Genomic DNA, 26,595 nt, shown 5'->3' with positions numbered 1-26,595 from the left:
GTGCGAGAGGAGAGTGAGGCATCCAGCGCCTTGCTTTCGTCTCTCAATCGGGGTGTTGGGACCCGGGAGCTTGCCGCCGCTATGGAGCGGGCCAAGCTTCCGGGTTTTATTTGCGTACCCTCACAACGAATCCAAAGAGTTGGGCAGCACCTGCTTCTCGGCCGTCTCCAGGCAGATGACGGGAATCAGGTCGCCCGGCGGGTTCGGCGGGAGCGTGGCGTCTTTCCACCATGGTTGCCCGCAATCTTTGCCCGCCGATCATGCTGGTGTACCCGTTTCTGCAAAAGCATTTTGCCAAAGGCATGCTGCTTGGCTCGGTGAAAGGATGAGGCGGCGAGAGTGCGGACGATACGAGGCTGGTTTGCCGAAGTGGATGACGGTTCGGGGCCAGCTTTTTTCGTTGCAGCGCGGGTGATTGGTTATAATGGTTATGTAAATCCAATAGGCAAAGAGTTGATACAGAGATGGGAAAAAGAATTCGGGCGTTGCCCGACGCCGAACTGCGGGCGATTCTCCGGGCCGCCGACGACCTCATTGGCCAAGCCGGACGGTCGATGCTCGCCAACATACTGAAGGGCTCTCGCAACAAAAAACTGCTTGAGCTCGGCCTGGAGCGAAACCCTTCCTACGGGTTTTACCAGGACCTGAGCCTGGAGCAGGTCATGGCCAAAGTCGATCATATGATTAAAACCGATTTTTTGGAGATTCAGTACAGCGGCAAGCTTCCGATGATTGTGTCCACTCCGCGCGGGTGGGCGCTTGAGCGGGAAAGGCGTGCCGAAGAGTTTCTGCAGGAGTGGGACAACTGGATTGCGAACGGCGTGGTTCCGGTCAGTATGGAGTATTTGAAGGAACGGAATCGCGGCATGATCCTGCTGATCCTGTACAAGGTGTTGTGCACCGGGGATCCGAAGTATATTCCCTTCTTGGCCATATGGGAACGCACGGCATTCAAAAAGGTGCAGGCCGAAATCCGCAAAGTAGCCGACGCGCTGAGCCGGCGGCATGAAATGGAGCATGCGGAATGGGAACGTGTAACGAAGGAGCAGGCCGCCTCGTTGATCGTTCGATTGGAGGATCCGATTTTCCAGGTGTGTCATCGCTGTGGGGAACTGTTTATTTTCGATGAGGAGAATCCGGCTCACTATACGAGAGAAGCAGGACTGCGATTTCCGGATTGGTGCCCGGAATGTGTGGAGGGGAAGGGTTGAGTCGGGTGATAGCGGCGGCTGGGAGAGGCTCTGCCCATTGTTCTTGGTGAGTGCGGCGAATAACTGAAGCTAACATACGCATGCTGCGTGATTCGCCAAGATATTTTAGAGGGCAGTAGGAAGTGAGGAGCGGAAGGCTTGAACAGACAAGAATTGCAGCGAAAGGTTCGTCATGCGATGCATCAATTAGTGTGGGAGAAAGGATATGCCAGCCCGCTGGAGTTGTTCCTGAAGCTGGACAAGCTGACGCCCAAGCTCGTGGAAGAATGGCGGTTCGGCAGGGTTCCTTATCTGGAGCGTGTGATTCATGGCAACTTGGGTCAGTTCAGCTTCATCATGAAGGAGTTCAGGAAAATGGCAAAGGAAATGGGCCTTAAGGAATCTGTCACCGCCTACATGTCATGGGGAAAAGGGCCGAAGCGTCCGCTGCGATTTTCCAAATCGGGCGAAGCGCAAATTGAAAAGCACTATTCGACCCACTATGTCAAGGTTCGTATCGAGCAAAAGCCCGAGCAGCGCTCTGTTGCTATTGCGGAATAGATTAACGTATAGGGCTAAAAACAGCCAAAAGGCGCCCGCCCGGATTGCCGGGAAGGACGCCTTTTCGCGCATGGCGGAAGCGTTATTTCGCGTTCGGGTCCGGCTGGTGAATGCCGAACACATTGCCTTCCGTGTCCACGAAGTAGCCTTGCCATGCCATTCCGGGCAGTGCATGCTTCGGCACCGCAACTTTGCCGCCCAGCCGCATAATGCCGGCTTCGGCAGCGTCGTAATCGCCCACCCCCATCGTACAGGCGTAGCCGTTCATCGCTTGGCCCGGCGCGGGCGCGGCGCCGCGGCGCTGCATCAGCGCCCCGTTGATGCCCATTTCATTGGCATCGCCCGTAATGGCGCCCCAATAAGGTGTTCCCGCGTATTCGCTCCAATCTTCAAACGTCCATCCGAATACTTCGCCGTAAAACTTCTTTGCGCGCTCCATGTCGTCGACATGGATTTCAAAATGAATCAATCGGCCCATCGATCTTTCCTCCCAGGTGTGGCTTGTCTCTTTTTCGTCGTGCTCCTCCCCATTATACTTTCCATGCCGGAGTGATTTGTATAAATATTTTGAAAAATCCGGCTTCCCATTCGATTGTTTATATGGTAAAATAAAGCATCATACACAGAGGCGAAGCACGCCCTGACTCGACGTCCATGATGACGTCGGGTTGGGGCTTTTTGCTTTTCCCGGGAAAAGGAGGCAAGTTGAGATGAAGGTTGTGCGATTGTACAATACGCCGGAAGAGTTTGCGGAAATGATGGTGCAGCATTTGAAGGAGAGTCTGAAGATGAGCGTGCGCCGAAAAGCGAAGGAACCCTTGCTGCTGGAGATCGGAATCGATCCGAACAAGCCGGACCACCAGGTCCGCGTGAGTCTTCACGACACGTATCGCCTGTATCGGGCGAGCGGAGATTTGAATGTGACGATCGATTACCTGAACGATGTGGTCCGAACCTCCCGTTACATGAGCGGGTTGGAAGAGGGGTATCAAATCGATCCCGCCTATCTTTATCCCGCGATTAGGGACACGAGATATGTGGAGGAGGCAGGCGAGGAAATGCCCTTCGTCTCGGACGATTATTTGCCCGGGCTTCGGCAAATTTATCTGGAAATCAAGGGAGGCTGCTCCAAGATCGTAACCCATTCCCTCCTGGCGGCAAATCCTCATCTGACGGAAGCGGAGGTGAAGCGTCAGGCGTACCGCAATTTGCAAAAGGGAGGCTGGCAATCGCCGCGTTTGCGCTTGCGCAGCCCGCTGCGATCCACCTGTACGGTCGATGTTTATTTGGAGCCGCCGTTTCCGATGGAGTGCCAATTCCTGCAGGCGGAGCTGGTGAAGAACCGCATGCCGAGCCACTACGTGATTGCTTTTCCCAATCGGCAGTGCACGCTGGTGCTGCGTTCGAAGGAGCCGATGGAGACGATGCTTCAGGCGGCGGAGCTGGTGCGCGAATCGGGGTTTGACTCGATTGTGCATCGCAACGTTCACCTTTATCCTTATCCGGTGTCCGGCAATATGTTTTTGGTGAGGCACGGGAAAGCGAGGCTGCTGAAGTAATACAGAAAGAGATCAACAGTCTGCTGCTAGTATGGCAATGCAGGTTATTTGAGGAATTCGAGGAGGTTTATTCGTGTCGTTTGGGGCGATAGATTGTGGTATAATAAGGAGAAGCTGTAAACGATGAAGGGGAAGCGGCTCAAGCCGAAAAATGATTTCATTTTTCAGCGGTTGTTCGGCGAACGGGAAACGAAAGAAAGCTTGATTTCCCTGTTGAACGCGATTCTCCGGCTTGAGGATCATCGTCGCATTGTCGACCTCACTGTGGTGGAGAAGAACAAGGAACTATTGAAAGAACTCGTAACCGACAAAACGGGCCGACTGGACATCCGCGCAGAAACGTTGGATCGGGTGCAAATCAATATCGAAGTGCAATTGATCGATCGGCAAAATATGATCAAACGTACTTTGTTCTATCTTAGCAAAATGTATGTGGAGTCGATCAAGTCCGGCGGCAAATACGAAAATTTGAAAAAGACGATCACCATCAATCTGCTCGATTTCAATCTGTTCGCTTTCGAGCGGTTTCATAGTACGTATCATTTTTACGAGGATCACGAACAGCGGTTTATGATGACGGACGTGTTCGAAGTGCATATGATCGAATGTCCGAAGTTTGCCGCGGCGCATAAAAATTTGCAAGATCCTTTGCACAGATGGTTGTTGTTTCTGGATGATCAATTGCCGGAAAATCAGTTGGAGGAGTTGATTCGTATGGATCCGGTCATACAGAAAACAGAGGCATGGTTGGAATGGCTTAGCGGCGACGAGGAGACATTGCGATTGTATGAGGCGCGCGAGTTTTCGCGCATCGAGCATGACAGCCTGATGGCAGAGGCGGAAGCCAAAGGCCTCAAAAAAGGCATCGAACAAGGCATCGAACAAGGTATCGAAAAGGGTATCGAACAAGGCATCGAAAAAGTGGCGCTGAGTATGTTGAGTAAAGGTTTTGCGGTAAGCCTGATTGCCGAAATGACAGGCTTATCCGAGGAAGAAATTGCACGTCTGGGCGAATAGCCCTGGCAAGCCCTAGAATGAAGCCGCAGCCGGAGTATTCCGCTGCGGTTTTTTCGCTGCAGCGGATTTGTCTACAATGTTTGTTATAATGATTAGGTCAAACGGGACTTTTTCCGAGGAAGTGAAAGCGAATGGACAACATGCGGCAAAAGTACGAAGCGGCCTTGCTCGAGATCGAATCGCTGAAACGAGAAGTGGCTTCTTTGCAGCTCCAAATAAAGCTCATGTCCCCGATCACAGAACCGGCTACGGCGGAGGCGGTGGAACAGAGCCGGGTTCAGATCCGCGATGAGGGGCAGGTCCGCCACGAGGAGCAAACGCAAGAACCCGCAGCTTCTGTTCATCAATATTCCAAAGTGGAAGACAAGCTGGCTTTGTTTCGAAGTTATTTTCGCGGCAGGGAGGATGTTTATCCGGTTCGTTGGAACAGCAAACAGGGAAAGTCGGGCTACTCGCCCGCATGCGGCAACTCGGTCTCGACTCCTACGACCGGCTGTTTCCCAACCAGGATACGCTGCCCAGAGGAGGCTTCGGCAATCTCATCGCGCTCCCGCTTCAAGGAGGACCACGGAAACAAGGGAACAGTGTATTCGTTGATGAAAACCTTGTGCCTTACGAGGACCAGTGGCGCTTTCTTTCCGGGGTCCGGAAATTATCGGAGGAGGAAGTATCCCGCTTCATGCAAATGAATCGGGAAGACGAACATTTCGGCGCCGGATGGGGTGAAAAAGAGGGAGAAGGCGATCCTGCAGAAGACAGCGGCATGCCGTCTGTTGCTGCCGGGTTGTTGGATGAACCGCTGCCGCCGCAGATTGCGGTTACGCTTTCCGATCGGCTGTATGTTTCCAAGAAGGATTTATCGGCTCGTGCAATCAACGCCATCATGCGGCTGGCGGCTTTTGCCAACCCGGAATTTTACAAGGCACAGGCGATGCGGCTTTCCACTTACGGCATACCAAGGGTAATCGCCTGCGCCGAAGATTTGCCTCGCCACATCGCGTTGCCGAGAGGCTGTTATCAGGCGGTGACGGATTTCGCCACGCAAAATAACGCAACTGTAGCGCTGGAGGACAAACGATTCGCAGGAGTAACGATCGGAGCCTCTTTTGTCGGACAGTTGACCACGTTGCAGGACGCAGCGGCAAGGGCCATGCTCGCGCATGAAACGGGAATTTTGTCGGCGGCAACCGGCTTCGGCAAAACGGTCGTTGCCGCAAACATCATCGCAAAACGTCAAGTCAATACGTTGATTCTGGTGCATCGACGAGAGCTGATGGAGCAATGGAAGGAACGGCTGCAAACGTTCTTGGACTTGCCGAAAGGTGCCGTTGGCGTCATTGGCGGCGGGAAAGACAAACGCACGGGCATGGTCGATATTGCCGTCATCCAGAGCCTGAATCGAAAGGGCAATGTAAATGAAGTCATCGCGGAATACGGTAACATCATCGTCGACGAATGTCACCATCTCTCCGCCTTCAGCTTCGAACAGGTGCTCATGAAAGCGACAGCTCGATATGTGCTCGGTCTGACAGCCACGCTTAAACGGCAAGACGGACAAGAACCGATCGTCACGATGCAGCTCGGTCCGGTCCGGATGAAGATTGATGCCAGGATGCTGAGCGGCTCCCGCGGATTTTCGCTGACGGTCATTCCGCGGTATACCACGTTTGCGATGCAGCCGGAGCACGCTTCGAACCCGGGCATCCAGGAAATTTACCAATACCTGGTGCGGGATGAGGAGCGGAACACGATGATTTTTGATGATTTGCTGAAATGTCTGGATGAAGGACGTTCGCCGCTGCTGTTGGTGGAACGGACGGCGCATGCGGAATATTTCGAGCAGCGTTTGCGCAACTTTGCCAAAAATGTGATTGTCCTTCGCGGAGGGATGGGAAAAAAGGAGCGGGAGGCCATTCGCCGGCAAATTGCGGAAATTGGGGATCGCGAAGAGCGGGTGTTTATCGCGACGGGAAAATTGATCGGCGAAGGGTTCGACGATGCCCGGCTGGATACGTTGTTTCTCGTCCACCCGATTTCCTGGTCCGGAACGCTGCAGCAATATGCCGGCCGGCTGCATCGATCGCATGCGAACAAGGAAGAGGTGCGGATTTACGACTATATCGATTTTCAAGTCCCGATGCTGATGGGGATGTTCAAGAAACGGGTCAAAGGATACCGGAAAATGGGCTACCGCGGCGTGGAATGACGATGTGGCAGCGGGGGAGCGAAATAGGCCATTTTTCATGGCCTATTTCGGGAAGGAACGCGGCTCCCGCCGCACGAAAACGAAAAAGCCTGCCGCTGCATAGCGACAGGCTTTTCAGCAACGCAGCCGGAGGCAGTACCGCTCCAGCTCGTGGAACGGCACCGTGACCAGCGCCAACTGATTGACGAACGTTTGGCTCGCCCCGGGAAGGGCGAGGAATTTGGCGAATAGCCGTCCGGCTGCATCCGCTGCGGCGATCCAGAACTGCACCTGGCTCACCTCGGGATTGCCGGCCCGAATCGCCTCGACCAGCGCGCGCAAGCCATGTGCGAACAAGGGCGAGCGCCGCCATTCCCGCTCGATGAAAGCTACTTCGATCTGGCAAATATGCTTGTCCTCGTAGTTGCCGGGGCCGGTCCCGTAGCCGAAGCCGGCGGCGCCGACCAACTCGTACGACTCTTCGTTGATGGCAAGCATCGCTTGGCCGAGGAAAAGCGGACTGCTGATGAAGCTGAGCTTCATGGCGAACGGGTAAGGCAAGTTCAGCTCGTCGTGATGACGGAGCAGGAAGTCAATGTAGGCTTCATGATCCATCTCGAATTCGACGGCGCGAAACACAAACGGCATTATGACTGCACAATCACGCGAAGGGAGTCGTTGTCTTTGACGATTCTGCCGAAGCCGCTTCCTTTGACGATTTCTTTAACATCTGGTTTTGCCGGGTACATAGGGATCGCCTCCTGTTGTAATTAGTCTCTTCCATTATACCTTGGCCCATTTGTTTAGGGTACCCTTAAGAGTGTTAATTTTCACACAAAATACGATTTCTTTGCCGTGACTGCCCTCCCGTTCGTAACCGGGTTTGGCAAATTTGGCGTACAGCCGGCACAAATAATCGTTGTCGGCGAGGGCGGCGAGCCGGAGTTCTTGTACTTCCGGTTCCTTCTCGATTATCGACTGCACCATGTAAACAAGCCCCTGAAGGAACAGCCGCGCCCCCCGATAGGCCGGATCGGCGATAGCCACATCCAGCAGCGCCACGTCCCGATCCATGAAATCGCGCTCCGGCGTTCCGATATAGTAGGCCGATACGCCTACCACGCAGCGATTGTCGTCCATGGCGCTGACGATGCGGCCCTTGGTTGCGTACGAGTAGATCAGCGTCACCATTTCGAGCGTGGTGTAAGCGGGATGCAAGTCGCGCTTGTGGGCCAGCAGAAACAAACTCGCCCGGGCAAAATCGTCCTCGCTGGCACATAGATGGCATGTTGTCGTCATTGTGTATCGCCTCCCTGGGGCGTATTTGAACACTCGCTCAGGTGCAATCTGCTGTCTTCGGAGTATTCAAACACGCCCTGGCATTTGTTGTCATCCGATTCTGGTAAGGAGGATGCGCTCCAAGGCAAGCTTCAGGTTCGGGTGCTCGTCCATCAGCCGGTGAAACGCTTCTTGCCGAAGGGACAGCAGCACGGAAGGCCCGAGCGCCTTCACCGTAGCTGTCCGCGGGATGTTGTGCAGCAGCGCGATTTCGCCGAAATGATCCCCGTCCTGGAGCACGGCGACTCTTCGTTCCGCCCCGTTCTCCATCCGTTTCAGCACTTCGAATTTGCCCCGCACGATCATGTAAAACTTGTTGCCTTGCTCGCCTTCGCTCACGACAGGCTCGCCTTCCTTGCACGTTTCGGTGGCGAACAGCGAGGCGATGTCCTGCAGCAGCGGAAGCGCAACTCCTTCGAAGAACGGGAATTTGGCCAACCGCTCCAGTTCCACTGTGGCATGGAGACCGTCCTGGGACAAGTGGAAGCCGAATTGCTTCTCCCACAGGCTGCGATACAGCTCGCTCCGGTCAAGCAGCTCCCGGTGCGTGCCGGAATCCGCGATGCGGCCGTCCCGGAACACATAGATGCAGTCGGCATGCTGCACGGAGGCGAGCCGGTGAGTGACGGCGACGATCGTTGTTTTCGAACGGAGCCGCTCCAGCAGCCCGTTGATGTCCGCTTCGGTGGCCGGATCGAGCGCCGACGTCACTTCGTCGAGCAGCAGCAGCTTCGGCCGCCGCAGCAGCGCCCGGGCGATGGCAATGCGCTGGCGTTCGCCGCCGGACAACGAGCCGCCGCCGTGGTGCACCATCGTATCGTAGCCGTCCGGCCAGCCGGCAATCACTTCATGGATATTCGCCTGCTTCGCCGCTTCGATCATGTCTTCCTCCGACACGCCGCTGCCTTGCAGCAAATTGTCGCGGATGGTCGTATGGAACAGGAACGTATCCTGGGTGACGAGCGTCACCGTGTTTCTTAGCGACGCTTCGCTGACGGTGCGCAGGTCGTGTTCGCCGATCGCCACCGTACCTTGCCGCGGATCGTAGAAGCGCGACAGCAGCTGGAGCGCGGTGCTTTTACCGGAGCCGCTCGTGCCGATGAACGCCGCATAACTTCCAGGCGCAATGCGCAGGTTCACCTGCTTGAGCTGCTCGGTTTCCTCGCTGTAGCCGAACGTCACCTCGTCCATCCGCACGCCGGGGAGCGACGGTGGGAGCGCCAGCGGATGCGGAGCCTCCGGCACGCTCGGCGGCTGGTCCAGCACGTCGCGAATGCGCCGGAAGCTGATCGACGAATCGATCAGGTTCGGGATCAGGAACGACAGGCTCGATCCGGACTGGCCCACGCTCAGGAACAAGGTGAAGAACGCCATGAACCCGCCGACCGTCATCTGGTCATGAAAAATCAAATAACCGCCGAAGCCGATCATAATCCCGTTCAGCAGAAGCAGCGCCATCAGCGGGAGCCGCTCCATCAGGGAGCCGGCCAGATGGACGTTCAGGCCGAAGGAGAACAGCTCGTGCGCCTGCTTCCGGGCGCGCTCCTGGAACCGCTCCTGCAGGTGCAGGCTGCGGATCGTTTTGTGCCCTTTGACCATCTCGTCGATCGTATTGGTGAAGCGTTCCTGCGCTTCCTTGTAGCGAACATTGGCGGTTTCCGTACGTCTCTGCATCAGCCGCGGACCGACGAACATCAGCGTGGAGCCGGCGAGCATGGCCAGCGTAAGTTTCCACTCGATGGAGAACAGAAGAATCAAGCCGAGCACAACCCCAAGCGCCTCCTTCAGGAAAAAGGGAAGCGCCACGCGTACGACCCGCTCGACGGCGTTCATATCGGTGGAAAAGCGGGTGACGAGATCGCCGATTTGGTAATGCTGGTAGAAAGGGAGCGATTGCCGCTGCAGATGGGTGAACAGGTCGATGCGCAGCTTGCGGATCATTCGCCCGCCCAGGTTGCCCAGCGCATAATCCCCGCCGAAGCTGGCGCCGATGTTAAGCAATCCGCCGCCGAGCAACAGCAGCAGGATGACGAGAAAAGCATGAAAGTTCCGTGGCGTGAACGCTTCGTCCACCATATATTTCAAGCTCAAGGGGGCCGCCGCCGCATAGGCGACTTCGACGAGCAGGCACAGCACGAACATCCAGCCCAGCGCCTTGTACGGCAGCATGAGGCGCATCAGGGTTCCAATAAAACGCAAACACAATCACCCCTCTCGGCAGTAGTGGTTCATAGGCGGGGTTCGTTAGTGGGCGGAAAAGAAGCTCATCCCGAGTAATCGCAAACGCCTACGCGCGGCGAGTTGACGACCGGAAGCAGCATTTCTTCTCCGCATTCGTGCTCTTCGGCGCAGGATTCGCACAACCAGCCGGACTCGTCATACTGGCAATCCGAGCAGACGTAGGCCGCCTCCGCATTTTTGCATGCGGTGCAGGTGAGGACGGGGGCATCGTTGCGAGCGAGAAGCTCGATGCCGGAAGCGCGTTTGGCGCCGGATCGTTCTCCGACCACCTTCAGCGTCAATTCGGTCGTTGAGCCCATATCGTACTCGTGCCGGAAGGTCAAGCCTTTGTGCAGCAAGCGGCCCAGCTTGATTCGCATGCTTTTGTCGCCATAGTCCGGGTCGGGGGCGGAAGAGTAGGTTTCATCCGCGAACTCGAACATGCTCATTCCAGCCACGTATCGCGCAGGAAATCGTCCAGCTTCGCCAGCGTTTCGTCCGCGCTTGCCTCGAAATAGAGCCAGTATTCCGGCGAATACCGCCCTTGCGCGCTCAGCAGAAAATACGGACTGGTCCCGGCTTTCGGCGCCCTGCCGGGGCAGTTTTGCAAATGCCTCGCAATGGCCATTTTGCTGAATGTTTTATTGCAGGATGCGCAAACGCCGTTGTTCGTTTTTGCCATGGCAACCACCTTTACATGGGATAGATAGGCTTTGTCCATTATAAACGATTCGTTCGGACTTATCTCCCGTAAAAATTTTGTTTGCCCAAAAACCGCTATTTTACCGATTGCCGCTAAAATGAAGCTAAAGACGTCGTTTCCGGCGGCTGTTCGCCGTGGGACGAGTCGCAAGGAAAGCGAATCATCATGGGATCGGAAGGCGGGAATATTGATGCAAAAGAAATGCTTGGGATGGAGAAAACGGGCGGGTGTCGTGGCGCTTGTCCTGTCATTGCTCGCCTCGTTCGTGGCGGTTCCCGGCCAGCGGGAGACGTCGTATGCGGAGGCGGCGATGGCCGCCGAACGACTGGCTGCAGCGACGGCTGCGGCAATAACGCCAACGCCCGAGGCCGGAGCACCGGCGGCAGAGGCGTCCGCGGGCTCATTGCCGGCAGCAGCCGACATCGCCGGGCACTGGGCGGAGCCTGCCATAACGGCCTGGCTGCGGCAGGGGCTGGCGAACGGGTTCCCGGACGGCAGCTTCCGCCCGGACGGCCAAGTGACCCGCGTGGAGTTGGCCGCGCTGGTAAACCGGGCGTTCCGTTATACGAAGGCGGCGGCGGTCCCGTTCGCCGACGTAGCGGAGACGGACTGGTATGCGCCGGAGGTGGCGCGGGCGCTGGAAGCCGGGTACATGCAGGGCGGCGGCGACGGTTTGTTCCGTCCGGAAGCATCCATTACCCGGCAGGAGGCGGCGGTTGTCATCGCGCGGTTGCTGAAGCTGGACGCCGAAGGCGCAGCTGCTGCCGCTCCGTTCGCGGACGCGCAGGAGATGGCGGCGTGGAGCCGGGGCGCGATCGGCGCCGTGACCGCAGCCGGCATCATGGAAGGATACGACGGCAACGTATTTCGTGCCGGCCGGCCGCTGACGCGGGCCGAAGCGGTCGTGCTGCTGGAACGCGTGCGCAAGATGGCCGAAAGCGAAACGACTCCGCCACCCGGACTGGCTTCCTCCATCGACACGGCGGGAACGTACGGGCCGGCTTCCGGCACGGAAACGTTTGAAGGCGACATGGCGATCAACGTGCCGAACGTCGTGCTGCGCAACGTGACGATCACCGGCGATTTGCTGCTTGGCGAAGGCATTGGCGAAGGCGATGTTGCGCTGGACGGCGTTGTCGTCAAGGGCACAACGACCGTCAAAGGCGGCGGCCGCAACAGCGTGCACGTGCTGGACTCGACGTTGACCCGCGTCTTCATTACGAAGGTGGACGGGCAAGTGCGGGTAGTGATCGAAGGTTCGACGGCCGTCGATCAAGTGACGGTCGCATCCGGCGCCACGCTGCAGGTAGCCAGCGGCAGCGGAGCCAGCTACGGCACCGTAACGGTGTCGACGACAGGGGAAGTGACGCTCGACGGCGACTTCCCGAACGTCGTCCTCGTTGCGCCGGCGCAGCTGAACGTCACCAGCGGCAAGGTCGACAATTTGACGCTGACGGAGCAAGCGGCGGGAGCCGGCGTCACGCTGCAAAAAAATACGCAGGTCGGCATTGTCAACGCGGGCGCAGCGGCTACGATCAAAGGCGACGGCGCGATCAACACGGTGTCGATCACTTCGGCGGGCGTCACCGTCGCCCAGAAGCCGGCGCAAACGATCGTGGCAGGCGGTATTTCCGCGAATGTCGGCGGAACGACAACGAACGGCGCGCCGGCGGGGGGAGCAGGTGCGGGAGCCGGGAACGCCGCCGGCGGGGGAGACGGAGGAGACAGCGGGCCGTCGGTGATTTGGGCGACGGCAACGGTCGGCAACCCGGCGGCGAACGGCTTCGATCTGTCGCTGTCGCCGGCGGTTCCGAACCTGTCGATCGCCAATCTTGTCATGGTGAATGCCGACGGCATGCCCGCCCTCGTCTCCAAGCTGCGCAGCACGGATGACGGCGCGACCTACCGGGTAGACGGTTTCCTGACCGGGGGCGCCTCCTACGCGTTGACGCTGGCGATGCCGGGGTATGTGTTCAGCAGCGGCATGAAGGTTGTCGTGCCCGACGTGCCGGCGGTCACCGGAGCCATGACGAGCCCCGATCAACGCAAGCTTGTGGTGCTGTTCAGCAAAACGATGGCCGACTTGCCCGAAGCGCCGGCCGGCTTCACGCTCACCGACTCCGGCGCGCCGGTGGCGATTACGGGTGCGGCGCTGTCGGCGTCGGCGACGCGGATCGAGTTCGCGCTGGGCGCGCCTGTTCACCCGAACACGCTGGAGCTGCGTTATGCGCCGGGTACGGTCCGTTCCGCCGACGACAAGGCGCTGCCCGCTTTCACCTGGCGGGTGTTTGCCAACGGCGGCACGCCGGGCGGCCGGGCGGCTTACGACAGGATGCTCGGGATGACCGCCGTGCAGACGGCGACCGATTTGAAGAACAATGCGGGTATCAATGCGGACGACGCGGTGAAAGCGATCTTGGGCGGCGGCTACAATACGAATGCGCTGGTCAAAGCGCTGAATACCGTGTACGGGATCAGCAATGAGAACATGCCCGGCATGCTGCTGCCCTACGGGATCAGCGTCTATCATCTGCTGATCGGGATGAAGGAAGCGGGGATTCTGAATGTCAACAACCTGGGCAAAAACTTCAGCTACCTGAACGGCAATTCCGACGATTGGATCAGGGCGTTGAAGGAGGGGGGATACACCGACGAGCAAGTTGTGGCCATCAGTTGGTTTTATCCGACTCTTCAGCTGGCCGCGTCGATGCGAACCTTTTACGGGACGAGCAACGACAGAGCCGCAAAATTATTGAGCGTCTATTCGAATTTCCGCGCCGATGTCGGACAAGTGTTGTACCAGGTGTACCAGAACGATGACAGACAGGCCGCAGCCGCGATGAAAGCAGCCGGCATCGATACCGGGAAGGCGGGGGAAGTGCTGCGAGCCGTTTACGGCGTCGACCGGGACCGGGCGACGGACTTGCTGCGCGAAGCCGGTTACGCGGCTGCGGATATCGGAGTCATGCTTCTGCAAACTTACGAGGCGACGCCGGAGCAAACGGCCCAGACGCTGCGCAAGGCAGGATACGCGGCCCAGCAGGTTTGGGAAGGACTGCTTACGGTAGACAATCCGTATGCCGCCTTGAAGAGCGCCTTCACGGCGCCGGAATATTTCGACCTCATGAACAGGCTCACCGGGGCGCGGCTGAATTACACGGTTTATTTTATGAACAAGGCCGGATATTCGGCGGTGGAAACGACAAGAGCGCTGCTCGGCAACGCCGAAATCCATACCAAAGCGGATATGGTGGCGCAGCTGTTCCAGATCGACCCGATGCCGGCAAGCGTTCCCCAGGCGTACAATCCGGGCGAAGTGGCCACAGCGCTGCGTCAGGTGTACGGCGCTCCCATCGCCGAGATCGCGTCCTTGCTCGCCCAGTTCGGCGTTCCGACGGCAACGACGAGGCAGCCGGGGCAAATGACGATCGCCGCCGCTCTCGGCGCCGCCAATTTCAGCGCTGCGGATATCGTCTCTTATTTGGCTCCGCAATCGACGCTGACGGAGGCGCAGGCAAGCGCCGTTATTCTCGAGCTGCGGGCGAGCGGATTCCAACTGGCGAGCATGAAAAGCATCCTGGGCGCGCTGCTCTACAAGGTGTATCGAAGCGCGTCCAATAGCGGGTATACGAAGCTGCTGGCGATGAGCGGCACGAATACGGCGACAAACCAGCCGATTCCGGGCTGCTCCGCGGATGAAATCGCCGCTTTCCTGATCGGCGCGGGGCTGGCGAACAACATCAGTCTGGTGAACGATCTGCAGCCCGCATTCGCCAAAATGGATGCGGTCGGCGCCATGGTGAACGTCAGCGGCTCGACGATGGTCGACACGATCCGGATTTTGCAGGACGCCGGTCTGTTTCGAGGCTCCTTGCCTGACATGCTGTTCGTGGGCCAGGTGCTGAAAGACAAGTACGGGGCGACTGCGGTGGAAGCCGTCCGAGCGTTAAGAGGCTCCTACGTTCCCGATTTGACCGGCATATATGCGGTATCGCAAATCTTGAAACAAGTATATGGCCATACCGATACGACCACCTTGATTCTCGATCTGGCTTCCGCGGGCTATACGACGAATCAGATCGGCGAGGGCCTGACGCTGAACGGCCAGTCGTTCAAGGCAGCGGGCTACAGCGCGACGGACGTGGCCTGGTTCCTCTACGGCAAACGGAATGTGCGGCTCGAGGACATGGCGCTGGCGTTGAAAAACCTCGGCTATGCCTTGAACGAAGTGACAATGGCGCTCCGCAACATGTTCGGCTCCGGCAGCAACTACGCCGTGCAGGTGACGAACATGCTGAACGCTCCCGGCGTCGGTTATGCGCCGGCGGACGTGGCCGCAGCGGTGACCGACGCATTCGGCGTCGATCCGTTTGCGGTGCTGGCCAAGGACCTGTTCGACCGCAACCATGACGGACCGGATTCGGCGACGTTCGCGGCGACATCCTTGAAAGCCTCGTTTGGCGTCGCCGATCCTGTCGTTATGGCGAGCGGGCTCAAAACGGCCGGCTTCTCGCAGAACAACGTATTGATCGCGATTTTCCAGACGTATTGCGACGGTTATATTTACGCAACGGGCGCCATCGCGAAGATGGACGCCGTCATTGCCGCCGTGTATCCGGAAGTGTCGAACCGGCTGGAAACCACGCTGCAAGCTTCGGACGCGCGCACGGCAAAATATGCGATCTCCGTGCTGCAGTCGCTGAACAGTCCGCTGAGCGATACGATCGACATTCTCGACCATGTGTACCATTTGAATGCGGTCGATATGCTGAGCGCCATGCTGCAGAATCGGTCGCACGCGCTTGCGAAGGATGTCGCGGGTGCGGTCGGCAGCCATTTTGGCCAAGCGGGCGTCGACCTTTATGTCAGCATGCTGGCCGCCCAGTATTACAGCGCTTCCGACGCATTCCCGCTGCTGCAGGGGTATTTCGGCGTGAACGACGGCGTGCAGATCGCGCTGCTGTTGAAGAAGGCCGGCTATACGCAAACGAGTATACTTTACGCGCTCGGTTACGATTATCACGGGGACGCGGCGCCGCAAATTGCGCTCGCCATGGTGCAGCTGTATGGCGCCACGGATGTGCAGACCGTTGCGAAGGAGATGGCCAAGCGGAACTACCGCGCGCTTGACGCTTACCTGGCGATCAGGGGCGCGCTTCCGGCCAGCGCGCAAGGCGACATTCTCATTGCCTTGCAGCAGAGCGGGTACTTCTACACCGAATTGGAAAAAGCCATGCTCGATTCGGACTTCGGCCGGGGAGACGCGACGGCGGCCGCGCAGCTGCGCAATCTCGGCCTGCCGGCGAACGAGGCGCGCCGCGTCCTGCAGGACGCCTGGCGCTACAGCGCGCAGGAAACGCTGCGCCTGCTGTTCCAGCTCGGGTATGCGCCTGCCGATATCGGCCGTACGGTGGGGAGCGACGAACTCACTCCCGTCCAGGCCGTGGCTTATCTGCGGTCGTGGAACGGCACGCTGGAACAAGCCGCTGTCATGGCGTTTGCCATGGACAGCCGCACGAGCATGATGCTCAAGAACCTGTACGACGGCGGCTGGCGGAGCATCGACGACATGGCCAAGGCGCTGGTGGCGATCAAGGACGACCCGCGGTATTACGTCACCGATATGTGGGAAGGCAAGCAGGCGATCGGCGCCTCGTGGACGCTCGCGCAGGTCGGGGATGCGATTGCCCGGAACTCGCCGTTGACGCTAACCCAACTGGGGCGTTCGATGCTGGAAGCGCAGATTCACTTTCAGCGCTATTTTACGGATATGCAGGTGTATGAAGCGTTGAAGTCGCTGGCCACCAATATCGGCGTAAGCTTCATTCAAGCGGACCTGGACAGCGCCATCAGCGCCATGCTGACCGACCTCCGCGAAGGCATCCCGTTCGCGATCATGCGCGAAGCGGGCATGAGCGGCAACGACGCCGCCCGCATCATGAAGCGGCTCGGCTGGGACTGGATCCCGGCGTGCATCCAGCTGGTGCAGGCCGGCTACGGCGCAAGCGACACCTGGGACGCGTTGTGGGACATCTATCATAACGAGCTCGGCTGGCAAATTCTCAATATCATGACGGCCGTCGCGCCGCTCGCCTCGCTTGGCCTGGCCGACAATTTGACGACCTTCCAGTCTGTGCTGCGGGGCGCGATGAACAAGGCGATGATGTACTATTTCACCCACTGATCGGCGGGTTCACAGAACAAGCGGCATCCCCCGGGGATGCCGCTTGTTTCCGCATTGGAACGGACAAGTATCCGGATGCGGCGGAAAAAGATTATTCGGAAGTGGCGGCCGGCTCCACGGCGCCGTACGGATTGAACTTGTAGCCCAGCCGTCCCGCCGTGATGATATACCGGGGGAGCGACGGCAGGGGTTCTATTTTTTTGCGCAGGTTGAAGATGTGGGCTTTGACGGTGTCTTTGGAATAGTTGGCTTCGTCCTCCCACACCTGGCGATAGAGCTGGCGCGGGTGGAACACCTGGTTGGGGTTTTTGGCCAGCGCGACCAGCAGTTGAAAATCTTTGGCCAGGAGCGGCACCGGTTGGCGGTTGACCGTTACCGTCATCCGCTCCAGATCGATGCTGAGCCCGGGAAATTCCAGCTTCGTTTCCTTTGCGGGAGCTTGGCCGAGCAACCGGCTCCAGCGCAGATTCGCTTTTACCCGCAGCATCAGATCTTCGGGATCGAACGGTTTGGCAATAAAGTCGTCGCCGCCCGACTTCAGGGACAGCGTCTTCTGCTCCTGCTGCAGCGTACCGGACACGAACAGGATAGGCCGTTGGTACTGCTTGCGAATATTGTGGCACAGCGTAATGCCGTCCATATCGGGGATCCCGATATCCAGCACGATCAGATCCGGTTCTTCGATCGCAAGCCATTCCAGCGCCGCGGCGGCGCTGAGCGCATTGCGCACGACATACCCTTCGTGGGTCAGAAAGGCCGTCACCACCTGCTGAATATCCGGGTCGTCGTCAATGACGAAAATGATCGGATGCTCCACTTCCGCCAAACTCCTCTCCACTTGCGAAACTGGCTTGCGGAATGGTTCTATCGGTATAGTAACATTTTTCCGCGGGTGGTGGTACTATGGGAGGGAAGAGATAATCGGCCAGTATTCGGGAAAGAATTGAGGTCCGTTCATGAGCAAGACCTTAGCGGAGCGCAACCGGTTGTTCCTGCTCGCCATCCTGCTGTTCGTCGTCGGCATTGCGTTTGTATGGTTCTTCTTTATGCCGGACGAGCGGGAGAAGGCGCCGGACAATGGGCGGGGGGACGAGGTGCGGCTGACCGCAGCGTCTGCTACCGTCAGCTTGAACGCCGGCATGCAGGTGCTGCCCGATCCGGAAGGGGCGCTGACTTATGCGGGGGCACAGGCGTCGCCGGCAGCGGAGCGTTTCGTTCCCGCGGCGGGGCGATCCGCCTTCGGGCTGGACGGGAGCACGTACTGGATGCGGGCGACGATCCGCAATGAAAGCCAGCAGGAGCGCTGGGTGCTGCGGTTGTCGAACGCGACCGTCGATACGGTCGAGGTGTACGTGGACGGACAGGCATTGTCCGGGGAAACGGGCGGCGCAGCCGGTTTCCGGCTGGACGATCACTACTGGGCGTACGAGCTGGCGCTGCCCGAGGGGCGGGACGTGACGCTCTACCTGCGGGCGACGACCGGAGGTTCGATGATTTTGCCGCTCGACTTGATGCGGCCGATGGCATACCAGGGCCAGCTTCGCACGGAATACGTGCTGTTCGGCTTGTACTACGGCTTCGTGCTGCTTATGGCGGCGTACATGTTCTCCCTTTTCGTTTTTATGCGGAATGCCGCTTACGTATTTTATGCGTTGTATGTGTTTTTCTTTGCGCTGTCCCAGCTGATTTGGAACGGATTGCCGCAGGAGCTGTTCGGCGAACGCAGCGGGGTCATCCGACTGCTGTTGCGCACGTTCGATACGTCTGAAGGCGTGTTTCTCATCCTTTTTATTATGTGCTTGTGGTTTGCGTTGTTGTTCCTGCGCCGGATGCTTCAGCTGGACAAGTACGCTCCCGGGCTGCGTTATGCGGCGCAGGCGGTGCAATGGGTGTCGCCGTTCGTTATTCTGGCGCTGCTGTTTCATTGGCCGGGCTTCTCGACGATCGCCATCTGGTACGAGATGGCCGTTGGGCTGACGCTGATCGCGTCGATTTTCTTCAGCGTGTTCCAGGGCAATATTGCGGCAAGATACATGGTGCTCGGGGGGATGGCCATTATCGGCTGCGCGGCGCCTTCCGTGCTGTATACGTTCGGTCTGGCCGATTACAGCGTGCTCACGCATTACGGCTACCAGATCGGTTCGATTGCGGAGTTTATTATTCTGGCTGCCGCGTTGTCCTACCAAACCAGACAGATCGAACGGGAAAAAAATCAGGCGCAGCGGCAAATGATCGCCAATCAGGAGAAGCTGGTGCGCACGCTGGAACGGTGGAACGAGGAACTGGAGATGACCGTGCACGAGCGCACGGAGAAGCTGGTGCAATCGCAGCGGCGGCGCAGCGAGCTATTGCAGAATATCTCGCATGACGTAAGGTCGCCGCTGACCGTCGTGCAGGCCGGCATCCGGGCGATGATGCTCGGCATCCAGGTGCAGCCCGGGGAGCAGAACAAGCACCTGGAAAATCTGTACGGCAAGGTACGCTATATCACGCGGTTCATCGACGACTTGTTCCGGCTGAGCCTGGCCGAGCAGGAAACGGCGGCGGCGTACGAGTCGACCGAAGCGCTGCACATGAAGCAATGGATCGTGCAGGAGTTCGTTTTCCTGGAGGAATTCGTGCAGATCGCCGGGCTGCAATGCTCAAAGACGGTGCTCGCCAACTGCGATCCCGTGATGACGATCGACCCGCACGGCATGCGGCGGGTGCTGTCGAATCTCGTGCACAACGCCTGCAAATATTCGCCGGCTGGCCGGCAGGTCAGGCTGGAGGCGAAGATCGACGCGGGCGGGGTGCAGATCGCCGTCGAAGACGAAGGGAACGGGATCGGGGCGGAGGCGCTGCGCGGCATATTCGACCGCGCCAACCGCGGCGAGCAAACCGACCCGTCGACGGGGAGCGGCCTCGGCCTGGCGATCGCCAGGGAGATCGTCGACCGGCACGGCGGCACGATCACGGCGTCGAGCGAACCGGGGCGGGGGAGCCGGTTTGTGGTGGTTTTGCCGGCGGCGAAAGCGGCGGCTGGCGGGGAGTAAGGCCATGTTGTCAGGTTAATCGGAAATCAGCCTTATTTTGTTCGCCACTCGCCGAAACGCTTCTGTAAGGCTGAAATCGGCCTTAGTTCGCTGACGTTTCAAGCATCTCTTATTTGCTTGCACGCGGGCCGTGGCAATAAGCCGCCGCCCACACTGAACAACTCTATCAACTGCCCGCCTCGCGCCGAAAGTTATAGAGTAGCTCCACCAACTGCCCGTCCCGCGCCGAAAGTTATAGAATAGCTCCACCAACTGTCCACCACGCGCGAACGTTCGAGCAACTCCACCAACTGTACGACTCCACACCGCAGGCTCGACGCGGCAGGCTCGACGCGGGATGCACGGTATAACACACCGGGGTGTTCTAACCCGGCGGTGTCAGAAAAGTTATTTTGTTTACAATAGTGTGCTCCGGACGGGATAATGAGAGAGAGTCGGAAAATGCTATCGTTGGAAGTGGTGCGACAAGTTTGGGTTGAAGCCATACCGAACGGGAGGAAACGATGATGAGGTTTATGATGATGGTTCGGGCGAACCAGGATACGGAAGCGGGCATTCCGCCCAGCCCGGAGCTGATTGAAGCGTTCATGCGCTACAACGAGGAGCTGGCGCGCGCCGGGGTGCTGCTGGCCGCGGACGGGCTGGCGCCAAGCTCCAGCGGCATTCGCATCGCTTTTCCGGAGCCGGGCGGCAAGCCGAAGGTGATCGACGGGCCGTTTACGGAAGCGAAGGAACTGATCGCCGGTTTTACGCTGATCGAAGTGAAGTCGCGCGAGGAAGCGATCGAGTGGGCGATGCGCATGCCCGATCCGCACGGCTTCGGCGAAGGTGTCATCGAGCTGCGGCAAGTGATGGGAGCGGCCGATATCACGGACGATGAAGAGGCGCTGGCGAAGGATGCGGCAGTGCGCGAAATCGTGGCGAGGCAAAAACAATCGTGACGGCGATCGACGCCCGCCGGAAAATCGATGCGGTCTGGCGCATCGAGTCGGCCCGGCTGATCGCCGGGTTGGCGCGGATGGTGCGGGATGTCGGCATCGCCGAGGATTTGGCTCAGGACGCGCTGGTCATCGCGCTGGAGAAGTGGCCGCAAACCGGCATACCGGATAACCCCGGCGCCTGGCTGATGGCGACCGCCAAGCGGCGGGCGATCGATCTGCTGCGCCGCAACAAGGTGCGCGACCGGAAGTACGAAGAAGTCGGGCGCGGCAGCGACCTGTACGAAGAGCCCGATCTGGAATCGGCGATGGGCGGAATCGGCGACGATCTGCTGCGGCTGATATTCACGACGTGCCATCCGGCGCTGTCGCAAGAGGCCCGTGTCGCGCTGACGCTGCGGCTGCTCGGCGGGCTGACGACGGACGAAATCGCCCACGCCTTCCTGATCCCCGAGGCAACGGTTGCCCAGCGGATCGTCCGCGCGAAGCGGACGTTGACCGCGGCGCGCGCCGACTTCGAGGTGCCGGCGGGCGACGAGCTGCAGGAACGGCTGGCGTCCGTGCTTGAGGTGTTGTATCTCATGTTCAACGAAGGCTACACGGCGACGGCCGGCGGCGACTGGATGCGGCCGATGTTGTGCCAGGAGGCGCTGCGGCTCGGCCGCGTCCTGGCGGAAATCGCGGCGGACGAGCCGGAGGTGCACGGGCTGGTCGCGCTGATGGAAATCCAGTCGTCGCGGCTGGCCACGCGGGTCGGACCGGACGGCGAGCCGGTCCTGCTGCTGGACCAGAACCGGGCGCGTTGGGACCGACTGCTGATCCGCCGCGGCCTCGCCGCGCTGGAGCGCGCCCGCCAGCTCGGCCGTCCGCTCGGGCCGTATGCGCTGCAAGCGTCAATCGCCGCCTGCCATGGGCAGGCCCGCACGGCGGCGGAGACCGACTGGCCGCGCATCGCGGCGCTCTACGAAGCGCTGCTGCTCGTCGCGCCGTCGCCGATCGTGGCGCTGAACCGCGCCGTCGCCATTGCCATGGCGTTCGGCCCGGCGTTCGGCTTGCGGCTCGTCGATGAACTGGCGGACGAGCCGTCCCTGCAGCAGTACCACCTGCTGCCGAGCGTACGCGGCGACTTGCTGGCGAAGGTGGGGCGGATTGAAGAGGCGCGCGAGCAGTTCGAACGCGCCGCGGCGATGACGCGCAACGCCCGCGAGCGCGAGCTGCTGCTGCGGCGCGCCGCAGATTGCGCGGCGCCCGCGGGGGAACGCGGCTGAAAGCCGTGAATCGCCGCGCCAACGGCGCCGGGAAGCGGGCATCCGCGGAAATAGGCCCGATTTTATTGGTTATTCCGCCCCAAATGGCCGGTCGCCGCAAAATAGCCAGCGATTTCGCTGGCTATTCGCCGGCAAAACCCGATTTCGGGGCTGCATGTAGCACAATAGCCAGTGATTTCACTGGCTATTTCCAACCGGGCAGCTGAAATCGGGCGAATAAGCCATTTTTCATGGCCTATTTCGCCGACGCGCCGCCGATCCGGCCGGCCCCACGCATTTTGCAAAAAAAATTTTCTTCACCCGTGTCGATTTGGTCGATGGCCGTTCGTTGTCCGTATAGAGGCCGGCATTCAAGCCTGCCGAACAGGCCGCAACAGGCCACTATATCGATCAAAGAGAGGTTGAAGAAAATGAAAGCTCAATTGACTCCCTATGTATTGTCGGAAGACGCAAGAACGCAAGCGGAAACGTATATCCAGGCGCTCGGCGGCGAGGTCGTGTCGGTGATGACGTTCGGCCAACTGCCCGGAACGCCCGACGCACTCAAAGACCGCGTCATGCACATGGCGATCACGGTAGCGGGCGGCAACGCGCTGTTCCTGACCGACGCCGCCGCGCCGGCAGCCGGCAATCGCGCGATCGCGCTGGCGCTCTCGTTCGCAGACGAGGCCGATGCGCGCCAGGCGTTCGCCAGGCTAGGCGAAGGCGGCAGCATCAAGTTCCCGTTCGAGCCGCAGCCATGGGGCGCCAACTACGGCGAAATCGAAGACCGGTTTGGCGTAACCTGGCAAATCGTGCAGCAATAGACACTCAGGGCGTGTCGAACGAGGGGAGAACAACGATGAACCGAAACCCGGAAGTAACAGACTATTTGGCCGCGATCGCGGAGCCTTGGCAGGCGAAGCTGGCGGGCGAATTGCACGAGCTGGTGCATGCGACGGTGCCGGATGCGCAGGAGCGCATGCAGTACAAGAAGCCGCATTTTCTAAAAAACGGCAAATATGCCGCCGTCATGTCGCTTTCCAAGGATGCGGTCAGCTTTACGATTTTTAACGCGGCCGGCCTGACCGTTCCGGACAAGCTGTTCGACGGACCGCCCGAACGCAAAACGATCAAGCTGCGCAAAGACCAGTCGGTCGACAGCGAGCTGCTTGCGCCGCTGCTGGCGCAGGCTTCCGCCACGCTGTAGCCGGCGGCCAGTCGCCAAACGCCATTTCAAACGGAGGAGTGGGGACTCGTGGCCCACGTCATTTCCAAAGACGGCACCGCCATCGCTTATGACCGCATCGGCCGGGGGCCGGCGCTCATTCTCGTCGACGGCGCGCTCTGCTACCGCGCGTCCGGGCCGAACGGGCCGCTGGCCGCGCTGCTGGCGGAGCATTTCACCGTCTACACCTACGACCGTCGCGGTCGGGGCGAAAGCGGCAACGAGCCGCTGTATGCGATCGGGCGCGAAGTCGAGGACATCGAAGCGCTTCTGAACGAAGCCGGCGGTTCGGCCGGCGTTTACGGCATTTCGTCGGGGGCGGCGCTCGCCCTCGAAGCGGCCAAACGGCTGCCGCAGATTGCGAAGCTGGCGCTGTACGAGGCGCCGTTCGTCGTCGACGGCAGCCGGCCTCCCGTGCCGGAGTCGTATGCCAGGCGCATGGACGAGCTTGTCGCCGCAGGCAGCCGCGGCGCCGCGGTCAAACATTTTATGCGCCGGGGAGTCGGGCTGCCGGCGTTCGTCGTGGCGATCATGCCGCTGATGCCGGCCTGGAAGAAGCTGAAAGGCGTCGCGCACACGCTGCCTTACGACACCGAGCTGACAGCGGCGTTCCAGCGCGGCAAACCGCTGCCGACGGACTATTGGGCCGACGTGACGGCGCCGACTCTTGTGGCATCCGGTTCGAAGAGCCCGGCCTGGATGCGGAACGCGATGCAGGCGCTGGCAAATGCGCTGCCGCACGCGGAGCACCGGACGCTGGCCGGCCAGACGCATATCGTCAAACCGGCGGCGCTTGCGCCGGTGTTAACGCATTTTTTTGCAGGGAAATAAGGGAAGACGTCGGACGAGGGGGAAAACGGATGAAGCGCCCACAATCAGGATGCCAGCGCTTCGTTCGTGATCTGCTCGATATCGATTGGCGAGCGGGCTCCTTCGCTGACCAGATCCGGCAAAATATGCTGAAGGAAATAATCGACGCAATGCAGCTTGATCTGTTTGATCTTGATGATGGCGTTGCGGTACATCGCGATAAACTCCTTCTCCGTGTTGCCTTTCTGCATTTCGGCGAACGCCTCGTAAATTTGATCCAGCTTGTCGGCGACTTCAAGAATGCGCCCTTCGACCGAACCGTCTTTGCCTTCGCGCAGCTGGCGGCGGAAAATCGGTTTGAACTCCTCGGGGATGTGGTTGTCGATGTAGTGGGCGACCATGCCGTCCTCGACCTTCTGCAGCATCGCTTTCAGCTCGACCGAATAGTGCTTGACCGGCGTTTTGATGTCGCCGATGAAAATTTCGCCGTAATCGTGGCTGCTCGTAATTTCATAAAGCTTCTTCCAGTCGACGGCGACGCCGTTGTATTCCTCGATGTCGGCCAGCGTTTTGGCGTACTGCACGACTTTCCACGAATGGGCGGAAACGCTGTGCTCCTGAAATTTGAATTTCCCCGGGCAGCGAATGATGCGCTCCAAATCCGTCAGCGATTGAAAATAAGAATGAATCCCCATGTATCAAGCTCCTTTCCCGGTTGGATAAAATGGCGATGGCGGTTGTCCCGACCATCCAATGTTAGTTTACCCTGCAATTGTTAAGGGACGATTAACCGCAAGACGGAAGTTGCTGGTTCGCCTGTAACCCGGCCGGCCCCGCCGCATCGTCTCTTTCTCCTACCATATGTCATTTTGCCGCAGAAGTCACGGCTTTGCCCCGCTCTTCGCTGCGCTCGGCCCCGGCGAAGCTTCCGCTCATAAAGCATATGCCCCGCGAATAAGCTGTAAGGATGCCGGGAAACGGCGTTTTCCGCGAGGGGAGGCTCCTCCATGCAAATTCATGTGATTCAGCCCGGACAATCGCTCTATCAACTGTCGCAATTATACGGAGTATCCGTGGAAACGATAACGGAAGCGAACGAAATTTCGCCGAAAGACGCGCTGGTTGTCGGGCAGACGCTGGTCATTCCGATCGTCGGCTCCTATTACTGGGTGAAGCCGGGCGATACGCTGACGAGTATTGCCCGCCAATTCGGCACTACCGCGCAGACGCTGGCGGACGTTAACGGCATCCCGCCGGAAGGCACGCTGGCGACGGGCACGCGCCTGTACATCCCGCCTCGTCCGCGCCGGGACGCCGAATTCAACGCCTACGTCGAGCCGCGCGGCGGCAGCGTGTCGGCGGAGCTGCGCCGGGCTTCCCGCGAAGCGGCCCCGCACCTCACGTATTTGGCGCCGTTCAGCTTCCGCATCAACCGCGACGGCACGCTGACGCCGCCGCCGCTGGACGATCTCGCCTCCATCGCCGCGGAGCAGCAAGCGGTGCTCATGATGGTGGTAACCAATCTGGAGAACGATCAGTTCAGCGCGGAGCTGGGGCAGGTGATCCTGAACGTCGAGCAGGTGCAGAACCGGCTGCTCGACACGATTATCCGAACCGCGCATGAGCACAACTTCCGCGACATTCACTTCGATCTGGAGCACCTGCGGCCGGAGGATCGCGGAGCGTACAACCGCTTCTTGCGCAAGGCGGCGGACCGCATCCATAACGAAGGGCTGCTGATTTCGACGGCGCTTGCGCCGAAGACGAGCGCGGAGCAGACCGGCGCCTGGTATACGGCGCACGATTACAAGGCGCACGGCGAAATCGCCGACTTCGTCGTCATCATGACGTACGAATGGGGCTACAGCGGCGGGCCGCCGATGCCGGTGTCGCCGATCGGCCCGGTGCGCAAGGTGCTCGAATACGCCATCACGGAAATGCCCGCGAACAAAATCATGATGGGCCAAAACCTGTACGGCTACGACTGGACGCTGCCTTACAAGCCGGGCGGCGCTTACGCCAAGGCGCTCAGCCCGCAGCAGGCGATCGCGCTCGCCCGCAAGCGGAACGCCTCGATCGCGTACGACGAGGAGGCGCAGGCGCCCCACTTTGCCTATTGGGACGATAACGGCAAGGAGCACCGGGTCTGGTTCGAGGATGCGCGTTCGATCCAGGCCAAGTTCGATCTGGTCAAGGAGCTGGGGCTGCGCGGCGTCAGCTACTGGAAGCTTGGCCTGAGCTTCCCGCAGAACTGGCTGCTGATCGAGGACAATTTCAACGTGACGAAGAAGCAGGAGCGGCGCCGGATTGTTCGCCGGACTCAGCCGCCGTCGCCGAAAGCGCCATTCCAAGGGCGCTATTGACAAATGGCGAAGCTGTC

General features: G+C 59.5%; 21 protein-coding genes and 2 pseudogenes. 15 read left to right on the top strand and 8 right to left on the bottom strand.

What is annotated here, in order from left to right; genetic code table 11:
* The first annotated feature begins 464 nt into the window (after positions 1-464).
* Complete coding sequence (locus tag EXY20_RS18975; protein ID WP_135553673.1) at positions 465-1,211, top strand: RQC domain-containing protein; 747 nt, start codon at positions 465-467, stop codon at positions 1,209-1,211.
* A 138-nt stretch (positions 1,212-1,349) separates the two neighbouring features.
* Positions 1,350-1,751 carry a hypothetical protein gene (locus EXY20_RS18970; protein WP_207671299.1) on the top strand — a complete coding sequence of 134 codons (402 nt, stop codon included), beginning with the start codon at positions 1,350-1,352 and terminating at the stop codon, positions 1,749-1,751.
* 82 nt (positions 1,752-1,833) lie between these two features.
* On the opposite strand, the gene EXY20_RS18965 is transcribed toward EXY20_RS18970, so the two are convergent.
* Complete coding sequence (locus tag EXY20_RS18965) at positions 1,834-2,229, bottom strand: VOC family protein (protein ID WP_135553672.1); 396 nt, start codon at positions 2,227-2,229, stop codon at positions 1,834-1,836.
* A gap of 232 nt (positions 2,230-2,461) precedes the next feature.
* Here EXY20_RS18965 and EXY20_RS18960 point away from each other — a divergent pair, with 232 nt between their 5' ends.
* The 5 genes and pseudogenes from EXY20_RS18960 to EXY20_RS18950 all read left to right on the top strand — a co-directional run bounded on the left by EXY20_RS18960 (position 2,462) and on the right by EXY20_RS18950 (position 6,533).
* Positions 2,462-3,310 carry a hypothetical protein gene (locus EXY20_RS18960; RefSeq protein WP_135553671.1) on the top strand — a complete coding sequence of 283 codons (849 nt, stop codon included), beginning with the start codon at positions 2,462-2,464 and terminating at the stop codon, positions 3,308-3,310.
* Positions 3,311-3,433: 123 nt separating this feature from the next.
* Positions 3,434-4,327, top strand: a complete 894-nt coding sequence (locus EXY20_RS18955; RefSeq protein ID WP_135553670.1) for an Rpn family recombination-promoting nuclease/putative transposase — start codon at positions 3,434-3,436, stop codon at positions 4,325-4,327.
* Between the two features lie 131 nt (positions 4,328-4,458).
* Positions 4,459-4,755 (top strand): annotated as a pseudogene (locus EXY20_RS40680) (restriction endonuclease subunit R); the annotation flags it as partial.
* A gap of 32 nt (positions 4,756-4,787) precedes the next feature.
* Positions 4,788-4,943, top strand: a pseudogene (locus tag EXY20_RS40675) (TOTE conflict system archaeo-eukaryotic primase domain-containing protein); the annotation flags it as partial.
* 63 nt (positions 4,944-5,006) lie between these two features.
* Positions 5,007-6,533: a DEAD/DEAH box helicase gene (locus EXY20_RS18950; protein WP_207671297.1), complete on the top strand. Its 1,527-nt coding sequence runs from the start codon at positions 5,007-5,009 to the stop codon at positions 6,531-6,533.
* A 114-nt stretch (positions 6,534-6,647) separates the two neighbouring features.
* Here the strand turns inward: EXY20_RS18950 and EXY20_RS18945 are convergent, their stop codons facing one another.
* The 5 genes from EXY20_RS18945 to EXY20_RS18925 all read right to left on the bottom strand — a co-directional run bounded on the left by EXY20_RS18945 (position 6,648) and on the right by EXY20_RS18925 (position 10,752).
* Positions 6,648-7,160, bottom strand: a complete 513-nt coding sequence (locus tag EXY20_RS18945) for a hypothetical protein (protein ID WP_135553669.1) — start codon at positions 7,158-7,160, stop codon at positions 6,648-6,650.
* Positions 7,161-7,295: 135 nt separating this feature from the next.
* Positions 7,296-7,811 carry a hypothetical protein gene (locus EXY20_RS18940; protein WP_135553668.1) on the bottom strand — a complete coding sequence of 172 codons (516 nt, stop codon included), beginning with the start codon at positions 7,809-7,811 and terminating at the stop codon, positions 7,296-7,298.
* A 90-nt stretch (positions 7,812-7,901) separates the two neighbouring features.
* The gene (locus EXY20_RS18935; RefSeq protein WP_135553667.1) at positions 7,902-10,049 is read right to left on the bottom strand and encodes an ABC transporter transmembrane domain-containing protein; all 2,148 of its coding nucleotides are present in this window, start codon (positions 10,047-10,049) and stop codon (positions 7,902-7,904) included.
* 65 nt (positions 10,050-10,114) lie between these two features.
* A complete protein-coding gene (locus tag EXY20_RS18930; RefSeq protein ID WP_135553666.1) occupies positions 10,115-10,519 on the bottom strand; it encodes a B-box zinc finger protein in 405 nt (134 codons plus the stop codon).
* On the bottom strand, positions 10,516-10,752 hold the full coding sequence (locus EXY20_RS18925; protein ID WP_135553665.1) for a hypothetical protein: 237 nt from the start codon (positions 10,750-10,752) through the stop codon (positions 10,516-10,518). The genes EXY20_RS18930 and EXY20_RS18925 overlap by 4 nt, the downstream gene beginning before the upstream one ends.
* Before the next feature lie 211 nt (positions 10,753-10,963).
* Between EXY20_RS18925 and EXY20_RS18920 the strand changes: the two genes are divergently transcribed.
* Complete coding sequence (locus EXY20_RS18920; protein WP_135553664.1) at positions 10,964-16,957, top strand: S-layer homology domain-containing protein; 5,994 nt, start codon at positions 10,964-10,966, stop codon at positions 16,955-16,957.
* 91 nt (positions 16,958-17,048) lie between these two features.
* On the opposite strand, the gene EXY20_RS18915 is transcribed toward EXY20_RS18920, so the two are convergent.
* A complete protein-coding gene (locus EXY20_RS18915; protein WP_135553663.1) occupies positions 17,049-17,774 on the bottom strand; it encodes a response regulator transcription factor in 726 nt (241 codons plus the stop codon).
* Between the two features lie 139 nt (positions 17,775-17,913).
* Between EXY20_RS18915 and EXY20_RS18910 the strand changes: the two genes are divergently transcribed.
* From EXY20_RS18910 to EXY20_RS18885, 6 genes are all read left to right on the top strand, one after another.
* Positions 17,914-19,992, top strand: coding sequence for a sensor histidine kinase (locus tag EXY20_RS18910; RefSeq protein ID WP_135553662.1), 2,079 nt, complete (start codon positions 17,914-17,916; stop codon positions 19,990-19,992).
* A 506-nt stretch (positions 19,993-20,498) separates the two neighbouring features.
* Positions 20,499-20,933, top strand: a complete 435-nt coding sequence (locus tag EXY20_RS18905; protein ID WP_135553743.1) for a YciI family protein — start codon at positions 20,499-20,501, stop codon at positions 20,931-20,933.
* The gene (locus EXY20_RS18900; RefSeq protein WP_135553661.1) at positions 20,930-22,198 is read left to right on the top strand and encodes an RNA polymerase sigma factor; all 1,269 of its coding nucleotides are present in this window, start codon (positions 20,930-20,932) and stop codon (positions 22,196-22,198) included. The genes EXY20_RS18905 and EXY20_RS18900 overlap by 4 nt, the downstream gene beginning before the upstream one ends.
* A gap of 410 nt (positions 22,199-22,608) precedes the next feature.
* Positions 22,609-23,004 carry a VOC family protein gene (locus EXY20_RS18895; protein WP_135553660.1) on the top strand — a complete coding sequence of 132 codons (396 nt, stop codon included), beginning with the start codon at positions 22,609-22,611 and terminating at the stop codon, positions 23,002-23,004.
* Positions 23,005-23,039: 35 nt separating this feature from the next.
* Complete coding sequence (locus EXY20_RS18890) at positions 23,040-23,387, top strand: DUF1801 domain-containing protein (RefSeq protein WP_135553659.1); 348 nt, start codon at positions 23,040-23,042, stop codon at positions 23,385-23,387.
* A 48-nt stretch (positions 23,388-23,435) separates the two neighbouring features.
* Positions 23,436-24,236 (top strand): alpha/beta fold hydrolase, encoded by an 801-nt coding sequence (locus tag EXY20_RS18885; protein WP_135553658.1) that lies wholly within the window; start codon positions 23,436-23,438, stop codon positions 24,234-24,236.
* 44 nt (positions 24,237-24,280) lie between these two features.
* Here the strand turns inward: EXY20_RS18885 and EXY20_RS18880 are convergent, their stop codons facing one another.
* Positions 24,281-24,910: a YfbR-like 5'-deoxynucleotidase gene (locus tag EXY20_RS18880; RefSeq protein ID WP_135553657.1), complete on the bottom strand. Its 630-nt coding sequence runs from the start codon at positions 24,908-24,910 to the stop codon at positions 24,281-24,283.
* 312 nt (positions 24,911-25,222) lie between these two features.
* Here EXY20_RS18880 and EXY20_RS18875 point away from each other — a divergent pair, with 312 nt between their 5' ends.
* A complete protein-coding gene (locus EXY20_RS18875) occupies positions 25,223-26,578 on the top strand; it encodes a glycoside hydrolase family 18 protein (protein ID WP_135553656.1) in 1,356 nt (451 codons plus the stop codon).
* Positions 26,579-26,595: the final 17 nt, after the last annotated feature.

It is taken from the genome of Paenibacillus cymbidii, assembly GCF_004764705.1.
Lineage (GTDB): Bacteria > Bacillota > Bacilli > Paenibacillales > NBRC-103111 > Paenibacillus_AN > Paenibacillus_AN cymbidii.
The sequence above is the reverse complement of the archived record's forward strand: the minus strand, read 5'-3'. Positions and strand labels throughout refer to the sequence as shown.

Bases quoted from the DNA above. Each gene is read 5' to 3' on its own strand.
- EXY20_RS18960 (WP_135553671.1), top strand. From the start codon at position 2,462: ATGAAGGTTGTGCGATTGTACAATACGCCGGAAGAGTTTGCGGAAATG.
- EXY20_RS18910 (WP_135553662.1), top strand. From the start codon at position 17,914: ATGAGCAAGACCTTAGCGGAGCGCAACCGGTTGTTCCTGCTCGCCATC.
- EXY20_RS18930 (WP_135553666.1), bottom strand. From the start codon at position 10,519: ATGAGCATGTTCGAGTTCGCGGATGAAACCTACTCTTCCGCCCCCGAC.
- EXY20_RS18925 (WP_135553665.1), bottom strand. From the start codon at position 10,752: ATGGCAAAAACGAACAACGGCGTTTGCGCATCCTGCAATAAAACATTC.
- EXY20_RS18920 (WP_135553664.1), top strand. From the start codon at position 10,964: ATGCAAAAGAAATGCTTGGGATGGAGAAAACGGGCGGGTGTCGTGGCG.
- EXY20_RS18890 (WP_135553659.1), top strand. From the start codon at position 23,040: ATGAACCGAAACCCGGAAGTAACAGACTATTTGGCCGCGATCGCGGAG.
- EXY20_RS18945 (WP_135553669.1), bottom strand. From the start codon at position 7,160: ATGCCGTTTGTGTTTCGCGCCGTCGAATTCGAGATGGATCATGAAGCC.
- EXY20_RS18955 (WP_135553670.1), top strand. From the start codon at position 3,434: ATGAAGGGGAAGCGGCTCAAGCCGAAAAATGATTTCATTTTTCAGCGG.
- EXY20_RS18905 (WP_135553743.1), top strand. From the start codon at position 20,499: ATGAGGTTTATGATGATGGTTCGGGCGAACCAGGATACGGAAGCGGGC.
- EXY20_RS18950 (WP_207671297.1), top strand. From the start codon at position 5,007: ATGCAAATGAATCGGGAAGACGAACATTTCGGCGCCGGATGGGGTGAA.
- EXY20_RS18895 (WP_135553660.1), top strand. From the start codon at position 22,609: ATGAAAGCTCAATTGACTCCCTATGTATTGTCGGAAGACGCAAGAACG.
- EXY20_RS18940 (WP_135553668.1), bottom strand. From the start codon at position 7,811: ATGACGACAACATGCCATCTATGTGCCAGCGAGGACGATTTTGCCCGG.
- EXY20_RS18965 (WP_135553672.1), bottom strand. From the start codon at position 2,229: ATGGGCCGATTGATTCATTTTGAAATCCATGTCGACGACATGGAGCGC.
- EXY20_RS18880 (WP_135553657.1), bottom strand. From the start codon at position 24,910: ATGGGGATTCATTCTTATTTTCAATCGCTGACGGATTTGGAGCGCATC.
- EXY20_RS18875 (WP_135553656.1), top strand. From the start codon at position 25,223: ATGCAAATTCATGTGATTCAGCCCGGACAATCGCTCTATCAACTGTCG.
- EXY20_RS18975 (WP_135553673.1), top strand. From the start codon at position 465: ATGGGAAAAAGAATTCGGGCGTTGCCCGACGCCGAACTGCGGGCGATT.